At 62.5% G+C, this 16,823-nt stretch carries 18 protein-coding genes; all 18 read left to right on the top strand.

Annotation, left to right across the window (positions count from 1 at the left end):
- Window positions 1-15 precede the first annotated feature (15 nt).
- The 18 genes from G3N61_RS03240 to G3N61_RS03325 all read left to right on the top strand — a co-directional run bounded on the left by G3N61_RS03240 (window position 16) and on the right by G3N61_RS03325 (window position 16,708).
- On the top strand, window positions 16-636 hold the full coding sequence (locus G3N61_RS03240) for a cytochrome c oxidase subunit 3 (RefSeq protein WP_205821543.1): 621 nt from the start codon (window positions 16-18) through the stop codon (window positions 634-636).
- Complete coding sequence (locus G3N61_RS03245) at window positions 636-917, top strand: cytochrome C oxidase subunit IV family protein (RefSeq protein ID WP_089454193.1); 282 nt, start codon at window positions 636-638, stop codon at window positions 915-917. Before G3N61_RS03240 ends, G3N61_RS03245 begins: the two co-directional genes overlap by 1 nt.
- A gap of 231 nt (window positions 918-1,148) precedes the next feature.
- Window positions 1,149-2,357 carry an FAD-dependent oxidoreductase gene (locus tag G3N61_RS03250; protein WP_205821545.1) on the top strand — a complete coding sequence of 403 codons (1,209 nt, stop codon included), beginning with the start codon at window positions 1,149-1,151 and terminating at the stop codon, window positions 2,355-2,357.
- Window positions 2,358-2,389: 32 nt separating this feature from the next.
- Window positions 2,390-3,694: an aromatic ring-hydroxylating dioxygenase subunit alpha gene (locus G3N61_RS03255; RefSeq protein WP_205821546.1), complete on the top strand. Its 1,305-nt coding sequence runs from the start codon at window positions 2,390-2,392 to the stop codon at window positions 3,692-3,694.
- Window positions 3,695-3,704: 10 nt separating this feature from the next.
- Window positions 3,705-4,247 (top strand): aromatic-ring-hydroxylating dioxygenase subunit beta, encoded by a 543-nt coding sequence (locus G3N61_RS03260; RefSeq protein WP_089454264.1) that lies wholly within the window; start codon window positions 3,705-3,707, stop codon window positions 4,245-4,247.
- 12 nt (window positions 4,248-4,259) lie between these two features.
- Window positions 4,260-5,204 (top strand): VOC family protein, encoded by a 945-nt coding sequence (locus tag G3N61_RS03265; RefSeq protein ID WP_205821547.1) that lies wholly within the window; start codon window positions 4,260-4,262, stop codon window positions 5,202-5,204.
- Window positions 5,105-5,980, top strand: coding sequence for an SDR family oxidoreductase (locus G3N61_RS03270; protein ID WP_346778540.1), 876 nt, complete (start codon window positions 5,105-5,107; stop codon window positions 5,978-5,980). The genes G3N61_RS03265 and G3N61_RS03270 overlap by 100 nt, the downstream gene beginning before the upstream one ends.
- A gap of 8 nt (window positions 5,981-5,988) precedes the next feature.
- Window positions 5,989-6,327, top strand: coding sequence for a non-heme iron oxygenase ferredoxin subunit (locus tag G3N61_RS03275; protein WP_043185595.1), 339 nt, complete (start codon window positions 5,989-5,991; stop codon window positions 6,325-6,327).
- Window positions 6,324-7,058 (top strand): class II aldolase/adducin family protein, encoded by a 735-nt coding sequence (locus tag G3N61_RS03280; protein WP_089454197.1) that lies wholly within the window; start codon window positions 6,324-6,326, stop codon window positions 7,056-7,058. Before G3N61_RS03275 ends, G3N61_RS03280 begins: the two co-directional genes overlap by 4 nt.
- A gap of 171 nt (window positions 7,059-7,229) precedes the next feature.
- Entirely contained in the window at window positions 7,230-7,805 is a 576-nt protein-coding gene (locus tag G3N61_RS03285) for a TetR/AcrR family transcriptional regulator (protein ID WP_174957569.1), read from the top strand.
- 75 nt (window positions 7,806-7,880) lie between these two features.
- On the top strand, window positions 7,881-8,786 hold the full coding sequence (locus tag G3N61_RS03290) for an alpha/beta fold hydrolase (protein ID WP_205821549.1): 906 nt from the start codon (window positions 7,881-7,883) through the stop codon (window positions 8,784-8,786).
- 10 nt (window positions 8,787-8,796) lie between these two features.
- Window positions 8,797-9,585 carry a fumarylacetoacetate hydrolase family protein gene (locus tag G3N61_RS03295; protein WP_205821550.1) on the top strand — a complete coding sequence of 263 codons (789 nt, stop codon included), beginning with the start codon at window positions 8,797-8,799 and terminating at the stop codon, window positions 9,583-9,585.
- A 13-nt stretch (window positions 9,586-9,598) separates the two neighbouring features.
- Window positions 9,599-10,543, top strand: a complete 945-nt coding sequence (locus tag G3N61_RS03300) for an acetaldehyde dehydrogenase (acetylating) (RefSeq protein WP_205821591.1) — start codon at window positions 9,599-9,601, stop codon at window positions 10,541-10,543.
- 14 nt (window positions 10,544-10,557) lie between these two features.
- Window positions 10,558-11,580: a 4-hydroxy-2-oxovalerate aldolase gene (gene dmpG / locus G3N61_RS03305; RefSeq protein WP_205821551.1), complete on the top strand. Its 1,023-nt coding sequence runs from the start codon at window positions 10,558-10,560 to the stop codon at window positions 11,578-11,580.
- A gap of 301 nt (window positions 11,581-11,881) precedes the next feature.
- Window positions 11,882-13,000: a porin gene (locus tag G3N61_RS03310; RefSeq protein ID WP_205821552.1), complete on the top strand. Its 1,119-nt coding sequence runs from the start codon at window positions 11,882-11,884 to the stop codon at window positions 12,998-13,000.
- A 173-nt stretch (window positions 13,001-13,173) separates the two neighbouring features.
- Window positions 13,174-14,322 (top strand): CoA transferase, encoded by a 1,149-nt coding sequence (locus G3N61_RS03315; RefSeq protein ID WP_205821553.1) that lies wholly within the window; start codon window positions 13,174-13,176, stop codon window positions 14,320-14,322.
- Between the two features lie 129 nt (window positions 14,323-14,451).
- Window positions 14,452-15,531: an acyl-CoA dehydrogenase gene (locus G3N61_RS03320; protein WP_089454202.1), complete on the top strand. Its 1,080-nt coding sequence runs from the start codon at window positions 14,452-14,454 to the stop codon at window positions 15,529-15,531.
- A 22-nt stretch (window positions 15,532-15,553) separates the two neighbouring features.
- On the top strand, window positions 15,554-16,708 hold the full coding sequence (locus tag G3N61_RS03325; RefSeq protein WP_205821554.1) for an acyl-CoA dehydrogenase: 1,155 nt from the start codon (window positions 15,554-15,556) through the stop codon (window positions 16,706-16,708).
- Window positions 16,709-16,823: the final 115 nt, after the last annotated feature.

A 16,823-nucleotide genomic window follows, 5' to 3' on the forward strand; every position in this document is an offset into this window, starting at 1 on the left:
GCACGGTGGGTCGATATGACTAGTCTTGGTTCCCCGGCTTCGGCAGACGCAACGGTCGAAGCCCCGCGACAAGATGCCCGGCCCGCGCCGGTGCCCGGCATCTTGTTCTTCATCATCGCCGATATTGCGATATTCGGTGCGTTCTTCGTGGCGTTCATGATCGAGCGGCGCGGTCAGCTCGAACTGTTTGACGTCTCGTCCCGCAGTTTGAATATCGGACTCGGTCTGCTCAATACGTTGATCTTGATGACGAGCGGCATGTTCGTGGCATTTGCGGTCAACGCCGCGCGGCGCGCGCAGGTGGGTCAGGCCAGGCGTTGGTTGCTGTTGGCCATGTTGGTCGGTGCCGGTTTCGGGGTGACGAAGCTGACTGAATACTTCGACAAGTTTTCCCATGGCATCAGTATGCTGACCAACGACTTCTTCATGTTCTATTTCGTGCTGACAGGTGCGCATTTCATCCACTTTGTCGCCGGAATGATCATTCTTGCGACGCTCTGGTTCAGGGCGGCTCGCGAGCCGGTGCATGACGGGCCGTTGTTTGAGTGGATCGAGGCGGGCGCACTGTACTGGCATATGGTCGATCTGCTCTGGATCGTTATTTTCCCGATGCTTTATCTGGTAGGAGCGCAATGATGGAGCAGGCGCATACGACTTCGGCCCGGGCATTCTTCGTGTGGTTGTTCTTGATGGTGGCGACGCTTTGCAGCGGTTTTCTTGCAGAGCATCATGGTCTGGCCAACGGATTGACGGCGGTTGTGGCCATCATGTTCATTGCGGCGATCAAGGGGCGCGCCGTGCTGTTGCACTTTATGGAGATCAAGGCGGCACCGCTGCCGTGGCGTATCGCATTCGAGGCCTGGATGTGGGGCGTGTGCGGCACGATTGTCGCGATCTGGGCCTGCAGCGGCGCTTGACGTTCGCGTACCGGGCGGGCTTGACCCTTGTTCGTTGACTCGCCTGGGCAGGTCGACCGGGAGCGGGCGCGCTTGAGCGGGGCGCTCGTGCTGCTGCATCGCAGCAGCGAAATATGGCCATCCCGAGTTGACACAAACACGCTGCCGCACAACAATTGCAAAAAAACAGACGGGCTAGTCTGTTTGTATGTTGTGAGTTGAGGAAGACGGACGCATTCAGACGGAATCGTGATGAACGAAAGGATCAAGAGGATTGTGATCGCGGGAGCAGGTCAGGCCGGGGCGACGGTTGCATTCGGTCTGCGCGAGCGGGGTTTCGACGGCGAGATCGCGTTGATTGGAGAGGAGTCGCATCTTCCTTACGAACGGCCGCAACTGTCGAAGGAGATGCTGCAGCCGGCGTCGGCCGAACTCCGGTTGATCAAGGCGCATGCCGAATTTGAGCGGCATGGGATTCAGCTCAGCCTCGGCCGCAAGGTTGTCCGGACCGACGCGAGCCTGCGTCGGGTCTTGCTGGACGACGGGGGCGCGGTCGCGTTCGACCGGTTGGTCATCGCGACCGGCGTGAATCCCCGGCAGTTGCCGGCGACGGTCGCCGACCCCGCCCGGGTGCGTTATCTGCGTACGGTCGAAGATGCCCGCAAGCTGCGGGTGGACCTGGAAGGCGGCGAGCCCATCGCGATCGTGGGCGGCGGCGTCATCGGGCTGGAAGTTGCCGCGGCGGCGCGCGCGCTGGGATGCCAGGTGACCGTGATAGAGAGTGCGGATCGACTGATGTCGAGAAGTGTGGACGAGGTGGTATCGCGTTACCTCGACAGGGTCCATGCACGCGCAGGCGTGGATGTCCGCTATCGGGTACAGGTAACGGGGCCATTCGAGGACGGCCGTCTGACGTTGTCTGACGGCAGCTTGGTCGCCGCGCACACCTTGGTGGCCGGGATCGGCGTCACGCCGAACACTGGCGGTTTCGACGACCTTGGCATCACCGATGCCGCGGGCGTGCGGGTGGATGCATACGGTCAGACCGCCATCGACGGCATTTTCGCGGCGGGCGATATTGCTTCGCAGCCGGCCGGCAGCGCGTTTGGACGGATCGAGACGTGGGCCAACGCTCGGGATCATTCGCTGAACGTGGTCAGGAATCTGCTGGGCGAGTCCGTGCGTTACGAATCGCCGGTGTGGTTCTGGTCCGACCAGGGGCGGACGAATCTTCAGGTTGTCGGGAATGCGACATGCGGGACGCGCGTCATCCGGGGCGACGAAAACGGAGACGCCTTCAGTATTTTCTGGCTGGACGAAGGCGGTCACGTCACCGGCTGTTCGTCCGTCAATTCGCCCAAGGACATGGCGGTCGCTCGCCGCTGGGTGAAACAGGGAGATCGAGTGGACCCGCGGCACCTCGCCGATTCGGGCATCCCGTTACGTAATTGCGTGCTTTGAGTGCACGCGATCCAAATCGAGAGGATAAGAACATGACGAGTGAGACGAAGTGGATGGAGATCGACGAGACGAATCTCCAGTTCCGGGTGGCCCGGGAGACATTTGTCAGCGAGCAGATTCTGTTCGACGAATACGAGAAGATCTTCGACACGTGCTGGCTCTATGTCGGGCACGTATCGGAGTTCAAAAAGCCCGGCGACTTCGTCACCCGGACGATCGCGCGTCGCAATCTGCTGGTGACCATGGGCACGAACAACAGCATCAACGCGTTCTTCAACACGTGTCCGCACCGCGGTGCGACGGTCTGTCGAGATCGTTCCGGCAACTCGAAGAACTTCCAGTGCTTCTACCACGGCTGGGTGTTCGGTTGCGACGGCAACCTGAAGAGCCAGCCGGGTAAGGAGCGCTATTGCGCGGACTTCATCGCGAGTGGCGCAGGCAACCTCGTCCCCGTGCCGAAGTTCGATATCTACGCCGGCTTCTGTTTCGTCAGCTTCAATGCAGACGTGGAACCGCTGCCCGACTATCTGGCGGGTGCGAAGGAATACCTCGACCTGGTGTCGAAGTATTCGGAGAGCGGCATGGCGATTTCCAGCGGCACGCAGGAGTATGCGATTCGTGCGAACTGGAAGCTGCTGGTGGAAAACAGCGTGGACGGTTATCACGCGGTCAGTACGCACGCGACCTACCTCGATTATCTGAAGAACACCAACGGTAGCCTGTCGAGCACGAAGCTCGAAGGGACGAGCTACGACCTCGGCAACGGTCACGCGGTGCTCGAGTACACCGCGCCGTGGGGGCGCCCGATTGCATCCTGGGTACCGCTGTGGGGCGAGGATGGCAAGAAGGAGATCGACGGAATCTATGCGCGCCTCGTCGAACTGCACGGCGAGGAGATGGCCGATCGTATGGCGCACAAGAACCGCAACCTGCTGATCTTTCCGAATCTCGTCATCAACGACATCATGGCGATCACGGTGCGGACGTTCTATCCGCAGGCGCCGAACTACATGCTGGTCAACGGCTGGTCACTCGCACCCAACGAAGAATCCGACTGGGCGAAGAAATTCCGGCTCAGCAACTTCCTCGAATTCCTCGGACCGGGCGGGTTTGCCACGCCGGACGACGTCGAAGCGCTGGAGTCGTGCCAGAACGGATTCAACAACTATCGCCTCGTGCCGTGGAGCGATATCTCCAAGGGAATGGGCAAGGCGTCGCCCAACTACGACGACGAGTTGCAGATGCGTGCGTTCTGGACGCGCTGGAACCAGTACATCAGCGCTTCGTCCCCGTCGAAGCCGAATGCCGATCAACGTTCGGCGGAAACCGCAGCCTGAGGACACGCACATGAACGCCATCACGATCGAAAAGGAACCGGTGCGTATCCCGTCGTCCCGCGACTTCGCGGAGTACGTGACGCGAGTCGAAGTCGAGGACCTGCTGTTTCACGAGGCAGAGCTGCTCGATACGTGGCAGCTCCACGACTGGTTGTCGCTGTTCACCGACGACGGCACCTACTATGTGCCGTCGACCGATCTGCCGCGCACTGCAAGCGCGGACGACAGCCTGTTCTACATCGCCGATGATCCGGTGCGGCTGCGCGAGCGGGTGATTCGGCTGATGAAGAAAACCGCTCACTCCGAATATCCGCGCTCGCGCACCCGGCATCTGGTCGGCAACGTCCGCATCCTCGACGCCGGTCCGGACGAGATCAAGGTCGCGGCCGCTTTCGTGACCTACCGGATCAAGTTCGGCAGCAACGATGCGTATGTCGGGAGCACGCACTATCGCCTGCGACGTGTCGACGGACAGTTGCGGATCGTGGAAAAGCGCTGTTTTCTGGATCTCGAAGCGCTGCGCCCGCACGGGCGGGTGAGCATCATTCTCTGAGCGAGGCCAATCATGGATATCACGCTTCCTTTCCGCTACAAGAAACTTGGCTACGCCGCGCTCAACGTCACGAACCTCGACCGCTCCATCGCGTTTTATACGGACATCGTCGGTCTCGAGCTGATGCAACGGAGCGCGGGTGTCGCGTATCTGCGCTGCGGCCGGGATCATCACAGCATGCTCCTGTGCGAGTCGCCGGAACATGGGCTCAAGCGGGTGGGTTTCGAACTGGAGCAGGAAAGCGACGTCCGGGCAGCGTTCGACCATTTCGAGCGGCTCGAGATGGCGCCGGCCTGGGTGCCGCAGGAGGAATCCAGGCAGATGAAGCAGGGCCCGGGATTCCGGGTGCGGGAACGCCATAGCGGATTGCTGTTCGAGCTGTTCGTCGGCAACACGCATATGGGCAAACCGTTCGTGCCGACGGTCGCGAAGATCGCCCGCATCGGCCACGTGGTGATCGGCTCCGAGAATTTCGCCGCGAGCCGGGATTCGCTCGTGAGCGATTTCGGATTCCGGGTTTCGGATCTGATCGAAGATCGCATCGCGTTCATGCGCTGTCATCCGAATCCGTTTCATCACACGTTCGCGGTCGGGCCGGCGAGCAGCAATCATTTCCATCACGTGAATTTCATGGTGACGGATATCGACGACATCGGCAAGGCGCTCTACCGGATCAAGAAGCACGACGTGAAGGTGGTGTTCGGCCCGGGCAGGCATCCGCCGTCCGACAGCATCTTCTTCTACTTCCTCGATCCGGACGGGATCACCGTGGAGTACAGCTTTGGCATGGAGGAATTCGCGGAACACGGCGCCCGGCCACCGCGCTACATGGAGCCCGTACCCGAGTCGCTCGACGTGTGGGGCGCGGTGCCGGACGGCCAGTTCGGCCGCAGCGGTCCGATCGAGTGCGCAGGAGAAGAGGCATCGGTGTCGACGATTCAGAAGGTGATCGGTTGAGCGTGATGAAAAACAAACAGAACAGTCTGGATGAATATGTCGCGGTAGTCACCGGCGGCGCTCACGGCATCGGGTTGGGCATTGCCGAGCGGTTGCTGCGACTGGGCGCGAAGGTCATGGTGTCGGATCTCGATCGCGAAGGGCTGGCAGCCAGTTGTGAACGCCTCGCGAAGTCGTACGGCAACGCGATTGCCGCGCATGCGGCGGATCTGTCCAGGGAGCGCAGCGTGCAATCGTTGCATCGCGCCGTCACGAAGCGCTTCGGGCCCGCGCAGATCCTCGTCAATTGTGCCGGCGGCGGTGTCATCCGCCCGTTCCTCGAGCACACGCCCGAGACGCTGAAGGCAACCATCGACAGGAACCTGTGGACGGCGATCTGGTGCAGCCGCGTGTTTCTGCCGGACATGGTCGCCGCGGCGTACGGCCGGATCGTCAACATCGGTGCCGACTCGGTTCGCAACGGCCTGCCCGATCACGCGGGATACAACGCGGCAAAGGGCGGCGTGCATGCATTGACGACGGGCCTGGCGCGCGAGTTCGCGTTGAACGGCATCACCGTGAACACGGTGGCGCCTTGCGCGGTGAATACGGACGCGTGGGTGAAAGTGAAGCAGTCGAATCCGGACCTCGCCCAACGGTTCGTGGACGTGATTCCGATCGGCCGGGTAGGGGAGGTCGACGAAGTGGCTTCGATGGTGGGTTATCTGGCGTTGCCGGAGGCGGCGTTCGTCACCGGTCAGGTAATCAGTGTCAACGGCGGCAGCGCAATGTTGTGAGGATCGGAATGAACACGACAACTGAAATGGTCGAACTCTGTGCGTCGGACGAAGTGGCCGACGGTGAAATCCGCCGCGGCACGCTGCCGTCCGGGCACGCCGTGGCGATCTATCACGTCAACGGAGCGTTCTACGTGACCGACGACATCTGCTCGCATGGGGAGGCGTCGTTGTCCGAGGACGGGTCGCTCGACGGATATGAAGTCGAATGCAGCTGGCACTTCGGCCGGTTCGACGTTCGTAGCGGCGCGCCGTGCGCGATGCCGTGCGAGCACGCGATCCGTAGCTGGCCGGTGAAGATCGATGGCGGTCGGGTGTTCGTCGACGCCGGAGCACACGCGTTATGAGCGGCGTCGATCTCTCCGTCCTCCAGCGCCGGGTACGCGTGGCAGCACGCGCGCTCGCGCGCCACGGTCTCGTACAGGCGTGGGGGCACTGCAGCGCACGGATCGACGACACGTCGTTTCTCGTTTGCGCGTCGCGACCGATGGGATGCATCGGCCAGCATGAACCCGGCACGATCGTCCGGATCGATGCGCCGTTGCCGCCGGGCGTGCTCGGGGAAGTGCGTATCCATCAGCAGATCTACCGGATGCGCGAGGACGTCGGCGGCGTGTGTCGTGTGATGCCGCCCAATGTGGTCGCGCTGTCGACGTTGCGCATCGTGCCCAGCGCGCGGCACGGGGTTGGGGCGTTCAACGCGGCCTGCAGGTTCTGGGACGACCCTCGGCTGCTGCGTGACGATGCGCTTGCCGCGCAACTGGCAGCGCATCTGGGCGATGCCCCGTCTCTGGTCATGCGGGCGAACGGCGCCATCGCCGTCGGGCCGAACATCGAACTGGCCGCCGGTTTCGCGTGGTGCCTGGAGGAGGCGGCGCGCGTCGAGACGCTCGTGCGCGCCATGGCAGGCGCGCAAGACGCGGAGTCGGCGTGCCTGACCCGCGATGAGGTGGCGGTGCGCCAGGTCAGCTCGGGCGCGGTGTTCGAGCGGTTGTGGGAATACCTGACGGCAGGCGATCCAGAGGCCATCGCGCCGGAAGCCGCGTTTCCGTCACCCGCCTGGGGGACCCTGTCATGAAGTCCGGATATGGCGGGTCGATGGCGCCGACGATGCGTCCGCCCGGTGTCGGCGCTTGCCGCGAGGTCGTCGTGTGGGGTAGTGTAATGCCGGTTTCAGCCGACTCAACACGTTACGATGACAAAGAAAGTGCCAGAACGACGTCGCAGCCAGGCAGAGCGACGCGAGGAGATGCGTGCGCGGATACTGGAGGCGGCGGTCAGCGAGCTGACGAGCAAAGGCTATGCGGGATTCCGGGTCGAACAGGTCGCCGCGACGGCCAACGTGTCGCGCGGGGCGCAGTCGCATCATTTCCCGACCAAGGAGGCGCTGGTTCTTGCTGCGCTGCAAAAGCTCTACGAGGCATCGACCGAGGCCAGCATGAAGCTGATCGACGGTCTGAAGCCGGAGGACGACCTCCTCGACGCGCTGATGCAGGATTCCGCCAAGTTTTATCTTGGGCCGAATTTCATCATCTCGATGTCGCTGCTGAATCTCGGCGATCACGAGCCGGAGTTGCGGCAAAAGGTCCGCACGATTTCGCGCAAGCACCGGCTGCCGATCGAGAAGGCGTGGCTGGACGCGTTGTTGCGTTCCGGGCTGGCGGAAGAGCCGGCGCGAACCGTCCTGAACATCACGCAGAGTATCTATCGCGGGATGGTCATGCGGCGCTTTCTGCGCAACGATCCGGAATACACGCGCTTCACGACCGAGCAGTGGTCGAAGATCGCGCGTGCCTACATGAGCGCGAGCCTGCCGCCGCAGTAACGCGCGCCGGCCGGCGCACGGCCGTTTCACACCTTCATTTCGTCTTCCAACGCCACCCCTGCGGGTTCCGCAGGGGTGGCGTTGTCGTTTCTGCTTCTTTTCGAGGAAAAACCCATGAGTCTCTGGCTTGACATGCTCGGCGCGGAAATCCGCTACGTCGACACCCAGCACTTCGGTACGATCCGTATCGCCGAGGCCGGGAAAGGCAATGCCGAAACGCTCATCCTGCAGCATGGCATCAACGGCCATCTGGAGGCCTATGCGAAGAATATCGTGCCGTTGTCGACGCACTTTCACGTCGTCGCGTTCGACTATGTGGGCCAGGGGCTGTCCAGCAAGCCGGTTCGCGAATACAACCCGGTCATGCTTGCGGAGCAGCTTGGCGAACTGATGGATGCGCTCGGCATCGAAAAGGCTCACCTCTCGGGTGAGTCGCTCGGGGGCTGGGTGTCCGGACACTTTGCCGCGGCGAACCCGCATCGCGTGCGGCGCCTCATGCTGAACACGGCGGGCGGTATCCCGATCGTGACTCAGAAGGGCAAGCAGGACCTGGAGACCTTCATCGGGCTGAACAAACGCAACATCGACAGCACGCCCACCTACGAATCGGTGCAGGCCCGCATGCACTGGCTGATGCATCCGGACAATCGTCACCTGGTGGACGACGAACTGGTCGATCTGCGCCTGCGCATCTACCTGCGCCCGGAAAGCCGCGCGGTGCTGCCGTTGCTGAACGACATTCTCGCGCACCATGACGACTATCTGATTCCGCTGGAGAAGCTGCCCGAGGGGACGCTGTTCCTGTGGACGCACGACAACCCCATCCACGATACCGAATCGGTGAAAGCCGCCCAGGCGAAGGTGCCGGGCAGCACCCTCTATTTCATGAAGGGGAATTCGGCCCACTGGCCCCAGTACGAAGCGATCGACGAGTTCAACGACGTCGCGGTGAAGTTTTTCAAGACCGGCGCGGTCGAGTGAGAGGCCCGACATGACTCCGGAAAACGATATTGCCGAGCTGTTGTGGGACGCGCAGCAACGCAACGCACCCTGTGCGCCGGTGCGGGACCGCTTCGAAGGGCGGGACGAAAACGCTCAGGCGGCACTGGCCTATGCGGTACAGCAGATCAACATCCAGCGCCAGGTGCGCAGCGGCAGGCGGATCGTCGGCAGGAAGATCGGCCTGACGTCGCCGGCCGTTCAGCAGCAGCTCGGCGTCGACCGGCCGGATTTCGGCACGTTGCTCGACGACATGGCCATCGTCGACGGTGAGCCGATCGACCCGAATCGCCTGTTGCAGCCGAAGGCCGAGGCCGAGATTGCGCTGGTGCTCGAGAAGGATCTCACCCATGAACGGCACACCGTGGCCGACCTGATCGGTGCAACAGCCTATGCGCTGGCCGCGATCGAAGTGGTGGCCAGCCGCATCGCGGGCTGGAATATCCGTTTCGTGGACACCGTTGCGGACAACGCGTCGTCCGGTCTGTTCGTGCTCGGCACGCAGCCGGTTCCGCTTGCGAGGCTCGATCTGGCCGGCGCGCCGATGCGCATGACCGACGGCGAAGAAACGGTATCGCAAGGTGCGGGGGCCGCGTGCCTCGGCAATCCGCTGAATGCCGCCCGCTGGCTGGCGGACACGCTCGTCGAGGTCGGCACGCCGATGCGCGCCGGCGACGTGATTCTCACGGGTGCGCTCGGACCGATGGTGGCGGTGAAGGCCGGCCATACCTATACGGCGCACATCGACGGCTTTGCTCCGGTACGCGCGATTTTCTCCTGATGAGGTTCTTTCCATGAACTCGATTGACGAAAAACAGGCAGTCGCCATCATCGGATCCGGAAACATCGGCACCGACCTGATGGTCAAGATCCTCCGCTACGGAAAGCACCTGAAGATGGGGGCATTCGTCGGCATCGATCCCGAGTCGGATGGCCTGAAACGGGCCGAGCGTATGGGCGTGCCGATCGTGACGACGGGGATCGACGGGTTGCTCGCCCACCCCGATTTCGGATCCATGCGCTACGTATTCGACGCCACGAGCGCCGGTGCGCATGCGCTGCATGAACGGCTGCTGCGCCCGCACGGCGTGCGCGTGATCGACCTGACGCCGGCGGCGATCGGTCCGTTCGTGGTCCCGGCCGTGAACATCGACCAGCATCTGGATGCGCCGAACGTGAACATGGTGACCTGCGGCGGGCAAGCGACGATTCCGATGGTCGCAGCGGTTTCCCGCGTCGCGCCGGTCGAGTACGCCGAGATCGTCGCGTCGATTTCGAGTCGCTCCGCCGGCCCGGGTACGCGAGCCAATATCGATGAATTCACCGAGACCACGTCGAGCGCGATCGTGCGAGTCGGTGGCGCGAAGGCCGGCAAGGCAATCATTGTCCTCAACCCGGCGGAGCCGCCGCTGATCATGCGCGACACGGTGTACTGCCTGGTTTCAGGCGATGCCGACCAGGCTGCGATCGTCGAATCGGTCGAGCAGATGGTGGCTGCGGTGCGTTCGTATGTCCCGGGGTATCGGCTCAAGCAGGTCGTGCAGTTCGACGCGTTCAACGGACGCATGCCGCAGGAACCGGCCGCCCGGCGGGCGCCGCGCATGAAGGTGTCGATTTTCCTCGAAGTCGAGGGTGCGGGGCACTATCTGCCGAGCTACGCCGGGAACCTGGACATCATGACCAGCGCGGCGCTTGCCACGGCGGAACGCATGGCGGCGCGTCAGTCGGTCGTGGCTTAAGGGGGCAATAGATCATGTACGACAAGAGCAAGAAGATCTACGTTTCGGATGTCACGCTGCGTGACGGGATGCATGCCATTCGACATCAGTACAGTGTCGCGGATGCTCAACGTATCGCCCGGGCGCTGGACAAGGCTGGGGTAGACAGCATCGAGGTGGCGCATGGCGATGGCCTGCGAGGATCCTCGTTCAACTACGGTTTCGGCGCGCATACGGATCTGGAATGGATCGCGGCGGTGGCGGAAGTGGTCGAGCAGGCGAAGATCGCCACGCTCCTCTTGCCGGGTATCGGCACGATTCATGACCTGAAGGCGGCCTACGACGCGGGTGCACGCGTCGTGCGCGTCGCGACGCACTGCACCGAGGCCGACATCTCGAAGCAGCATATCGACTATGCGCGCTCGCTGGGCATGGACACGGTCGGCTTCCTGATGATGAGCCACATGACGACGCCGGAGAACCTGGCTGTCGAGGCGAAGAAGATGGAAAGCTACGGTGCAACGTGCATCTATGTCGTCGATTCGGGCGGCGCGATGACGATGGGCGACATCCGTGATCGCTTCCACGCGTTGAAGGCGGTGCTCGATCCGGCGACGCAGACCGGTATCCACGCGCACCACAACTTGAGCCTCGGCGTGGCGAATTCGATTGCCGCGGTCGAGGAAGGGTGTGACCGGGTCGACGCAAGCCTGGCCGGCATGGGCGCGGGCGCGGGCAACGCGCCGCTCGAAGTGTTCATCGCGGCGGCGGAGCGGCTCGGCTGGAACCACGGGACGGACCTGTATGCGCTGATGGATGCGGCGGACGATATCGTGCGGCCGTTGCAGGACCGGCCGGTGCGAGTCGACCGCGAGACGCTCGCGCTTGGCTATGCGGGCGTCTACTCGAGCTTCCTGCGCCATTCGGAGGTCGCGGCCGAGAAGTATGGTCTGAAGACCGTCGATATCCTCGTTGAGTTGGGGCGCCGGAAGATGGTGGGCGGGCAAGAGGACATGATCGTGGATGTCGCTTTGGACCTCTTGCGCGATACGGCGTGATCGGGAGCGCGGTGTTGCTTCGCTCGTGTGGTAGCGGGCCCGGTTGCTGACACGGCGATCGGTGGCCGATGGTCGATGCAGAACGGCGTGGCACGCCGCCGCAACCCCGCGTTTCGTTGCATCAGATACGGGAGATTTGCCTGGCACAAGGAGGCCGATTCAACTCGAACAATAAAAACAAGATAGTCTGTTTTTAATAATGACGGTGCGGAATGCCGATAGTCGTAGCGGCATGACCGCACTGCCCCCAGATGGAATCGCGCAGTAAAAAAACGAGCCATCACCATGGTCAAGGAGACAAATGAGACATCAACGAGCAGTGTTGCTTGCAGCATTGGCAAGCATCTGTGCGCCGGCATGCGCGCAATCGACAATCACGCTGTACGGCATCGTCGATACGGGCGTGGAGTTCTTTACGCACGCGTCGCCAACAGGCGGGGCGATGGTTCGACTCCCGACCATCAGCGGCGGCGATTTGCCGTCCCGCTGGGGGCTGCGAGGCGAGGAGGATCTGGGGGGAGGAATCAAGACGGTATTCACGCTCGAAAGCGGCTTTTCGCCCGCGTCCGGGACCTCGCTTCAGAATGGCCGCCTGTTTGGACGGCAGTCATTCGTCGGACTGAAGGGTGCATGGGGGCAGCTGACTGTCGGCCGGCAAATGAACATGACCATGTATGGCATGGCCGATGCGGATGTGATCGGCCCTGCCGCTTTCAGCATGGGCTCGTTCGACGGCTATCTGGCTGCCGCACGGGCGGACAACAGCGTCGAGTATCGCGGGAAATTCGCGGATCTGACGGTCGGGGTCAGTTATTCGTTCGGGCGCGACGGCTTGCCGGCAAGCAACTGCGGCGGGCAGCTTCCGGGCGACACGATGTCGTGCCGCGCGCTAACCACGATGCTGAAATATGACCGGCCGAACTGGGGCGCGGCACTCATCTATGACGAGCAGCGCGGTGGCGCCGGCGCCACGGCAATGACGGTCGTGCCGGGCTTGAGTGGTGTTGCTTTCGGAAACTCGGGCGATACCGATCGAAGATACCAGGCAAACGGCTATTTTCTCGTCGGGAAGGTCAAGGTCGGGGGCGGATGGCTGCATCGCGAGATCAAGGGAGACGTTCGGACGGTGCGAACCGATCTCAGCTATCTCGGCGTCTCGGTCCCGTACGTCGCATGGGTTTTCGACGCGCAAGTGCTTCACGTCAGGAACCGCTCATACGACGCGGACGGAACGATGGGGATTTTTCGTGCCAGTTACAACCTTTCCAAGCGGACGGCGCTCTACGGGCTGCTGGCTTACATGAAGAACAGCGGACACGGTGCCGTGTATTCCGTGTCTTCGAGTAGCCTGGCTCCGGCCGTGCCGGCACCCGGAGTCGGACAGGCTGGAGCGATGGTGGGGATACGGCATCTCTTCTGACGGTCTGGTTTTTTGAAATTCAATTACTTCGATATCCATATTAGTGGAGTGAGTCGATCGATTTTGTATTGAAGATTTCCTACACACATGAGATTGACCCGGGCCGATTGAACGAGGCGAGAGCGTGTCGACGCTGAACTCTCGGGCATGACGTTGGGTCATTGGAGGAAGACATGAGCGACGAAGCGAAAGCGAGCGGACCCTGTTCGGGGCTCCTCGTGCTCGAGCTGGGTTCGATGGTATCGGCTCCGCTGGCAGGGCAGATTCTGGCGGATATGGGGGCGGAGGTGATCAAGATCGAACCGCCGGAAGGCGATCCGATGCGCAGGGTCGGGCCATTTCACAATGGCATGGGTGCGCCGTTCATGACGGTGAACCGCGGGAAGAAAAGCATCGTGCTGGATCTGAAGACGCCCGGCGATCTGGACGTCGCTCGGGAGCTGGCGCTGTCGTCCGACGTGCTGCTTCACAACATGCGCCCTCGTGTGATGGAGCGACTTGGCCTGGGCTACGAGCTACTCCAGCATGCCAACCCGAAGTTGATTTACGCGTCGATATCCGGTTTTGGCGAGTCGGGGCCCTATGCGTCGAAGCCCGCATACGACCATGTCCTTCAGGGCATGACGGGCGTCATGTATCTCCAGGGGCGCGGCGACGCGCCCGAGCCGATCCGCAACCTGATGGTGGACAAGTCGACCGCGACGATCACGGCAAGCGCGATTCTCGCGGCACTGCTGCACCGCGAACGCAGCGGCGGGCAAGGGCAGCGCATCGATGCGTCGTTGTTGAACGCGTTCTCGTGGTTCGGGCTCACGGACAACATCGGGAACTATACGTTCCGCACGCCCGACGCACACCAGGCCCCGGCGCTCGACATTCACCATCCGCTGCGCACGCGCGATGGATGGGTCATCGGTCACATCCAGACCGACGACCAGTTCGCGGCCGCGTGTCGGCTCTTCGATCGGGAGGATTTGCTGGACGACGACACCTGGAAGTCGGCGGCGAAACGAATCGAACGAAACGGCGAGATGTGGCGAGCGCTCGGCGGCAAGGCAGCGACGATGACACGCGCCGAAGTGCTGGCGCGGGCTGAATCGGAGGGGGTGGCGATTGGTCCGATCTATACGCTGGACGAGTTCTTCGACGACCCGCAAGTCAGGAGCAGCGATGTCTATGTCGATCACGAGGATCCTGAATTCGGCGTGATCCGGCAAATGAATTTCCCGGTGCGTTTCAGTCGTTCAGTGGTGGACGTCGCGGCGCGTGCACCGCTGCTCGGCGAACACACAGCGGAGATTCTGCGCGATACGAAATGCTGACCTGAGAAGTCTTGCCGGCGGAAGCGTCGCGCAATCCCCGCGGTCGACGCGGGCGAATGTCGCGAGCGAAGCGGCGACACCTGGTGGAACGGATTTGAACTGCGATGTGCAGGAGAACAGGAGAGAGACTTGATTACATTCGATTTGAGCGAGGAGCAGGAACTGGCGCGCAACGCAACGCGAAGCTTCGCGCAAGGGGAGTTGCGGCCGATTGCACAGAAGCTCGACAGGGCTTCGGAGATTCCCGTCTCGACGCTGGATGCGCTGTGGTCGACCGGCCTCGTACAGATGCAAGGCGACGACGGTCAGGAGCGGTGTTCGATTCTCAATGCGATCGTGCTCGAGGAGCTCGCTGCGGCCGACGCGACACTCGCGCTTGCCCTGGCGGCGCCGGTTGCGTTTACCCAGGCGATCCTGGATCAGGGATCGCCTCGGCAGAGGGAGACGCTGTTGCCGGTGTTTCAGGGGCATGCGTTTCATGCTGCGGCCATTGCGCTGATGGAGCCGCATTTCGGCTCGGACGTGTCGTCGCTGACGACCACGGCGGTGCGGGATGAAGACGGATGGCGGCTCAATGGTCGCAAGACGTTGGTCCCGCTGGCTTCCGCCGCGAGCCATTTTCTCGTCGTCGCGCAAGCCGACGGCGAACGGGCTGCCTTCATCGTGGAACGCAACACGGCGGGATGTCATGTCGAGGCGCCGGTGCCGACGGTCGGTCTCCGTGCGCTCGGATTGAGCGACGTCCGGCTCGACGGCGTATGTGTTCCGCATACGGCTCGCCTCGGGAACGGCGCGGGTTCGAACGTTCAGCGCCTCGTCGATTCGTCGCGCGCAGGGCTTGCCGCCGTGATGACGGGCTTGTCGCGCGGCGTCATGGAATACGTGATCCCGTATGCGAAGGATCGGGTGGTTCACGGTTCGGCGCTCGCGAGCAAACAGTCGATCGCCTTTCGTCTCGCGGATATGCACATCGACGTGGCGGCGATGCGTCTGATGGGGTGGCGGGCGGCGTCCGAGCTTGCGAACGGGAAGGACGCCGCACGTTCGGCGCAGCTCGCGTACGCGTATGCCGCGCGCCAGTCGATGTCGATCGCGGACGAAGGGTTGCAGATCTTCGGCGGTCATGGGTTCGTACGCGAGCATCCGATTGAAATGTGGTATCGGAATGCGCGTGCGGTTTCGATGCTCGAAGGCGTGGCTGGCGTCTGACTTGTCAACAAGGAGATCAAACGTGGTTGACTTTACTCTCACCCCCCAAGACGAGTATCTGGTAAACATTGCGCGCGAAGACGCGGAAATCGCCCGCGGATACGCGCGCTATTACGATCAGCATCACGAAGAGCTCGAGCCGGTGGAACTGCCCGAGGCTTCGGGGCGCCCGGATCCCTACGCGTTGCTCGCATCCGATCCGGCCGAAACGAGCGGGCCGATCGTGACGCAGGCGTTGCTGCAACTGGAGTACCCCGATGTGCGGATGCGGCGCGACTCGAATCGATTCCTCGGGACGAAGATTATCCAGTACGCGGGTACGCCGGACCAGATCGAGCGCTTCGGCGACAAGTTGCTGTCGATTGCCATTTCGGAACCGGGCGCGGGATCCGATCCGCGAGCGATGGTCGGGAACGCCCGATACGACGAGGCCGCCGATGAATGGGTGCTGAATGGCGAGAAGATCTATTGTTCGGGCTTCGGGGAAGCGGCGGGCGCAGTCGTCCTGCTGAAGGGGCCGCCAGACGAGCGTGGCATCCGTCCGTTCTGTGCATTCGTCGTCGAGAAGGGGATGGCGGGGCTGCAACCGCTGGGGCAAGTCGACAAGATGGGCATGCGCGCGTGGGACACGGCGGATTTCGTGCTGCAGGACTGTCGCGTGCCGTCAACGAACAAGCTGGACGCCGACTTCAAGCGCACGATGATGGTGTTCAACGGATCGCGCGCAATGGTGACCGCGTTCGGCCTCAAGACCGCGCGCAACATGCTGGATATGGTGAAGGAGAACCTTCGTCAAACGGACCAGGCACCCGACTATACGGAAGGGCGCAATGCGCGATCCGCAGTGCATGATCGCTTGATCGCGCTCGAAGCGCTGCATGACGCAACCGAGTTGTCGATCCTGCATGCCAAGTGGCGCGAGCAAGCGAGCGGCGTCACGGACGAGCGGACGATGATCGAGGCTTCCATGGTGAAAGCACTGGGTGGTTCGGCGACGCGCCGTATTACGCAGGAATGTATGGAGCTCCTTGGACCGCTCGCGCTGACGGAAGATCATCTGGCGGAGAAGTGGTTTCGGGACGCTCGAATCTTCGACATTTTCGAAGGAGCGGGTGAGATCAACCGTCTGATCGTCGCGAGGTGGTTGCTTGGCTACTCGAGCAAGGAACTGAATTGAGCGTCGCGCACACTACTGAACAGTCGGCTCGGCAAGCCATCAGGTACGCGGTATGCCGGGAAGATAAAGTGGCAACGAGTGGTGTGCGTTGCTCGGCCTTCTGATAGAGACGGCC

The organism is Burkholderia sp. Ac-20349, assembly GCF_017104865.1.
GTDB classification, from domain to species: domain Bacteria; phylum Pseudomonadota; class Gammaproteobacteria; order Burkholderiales; family Burkholderiaceae; genus Burkholderia; species Burkholderia aenigmatica.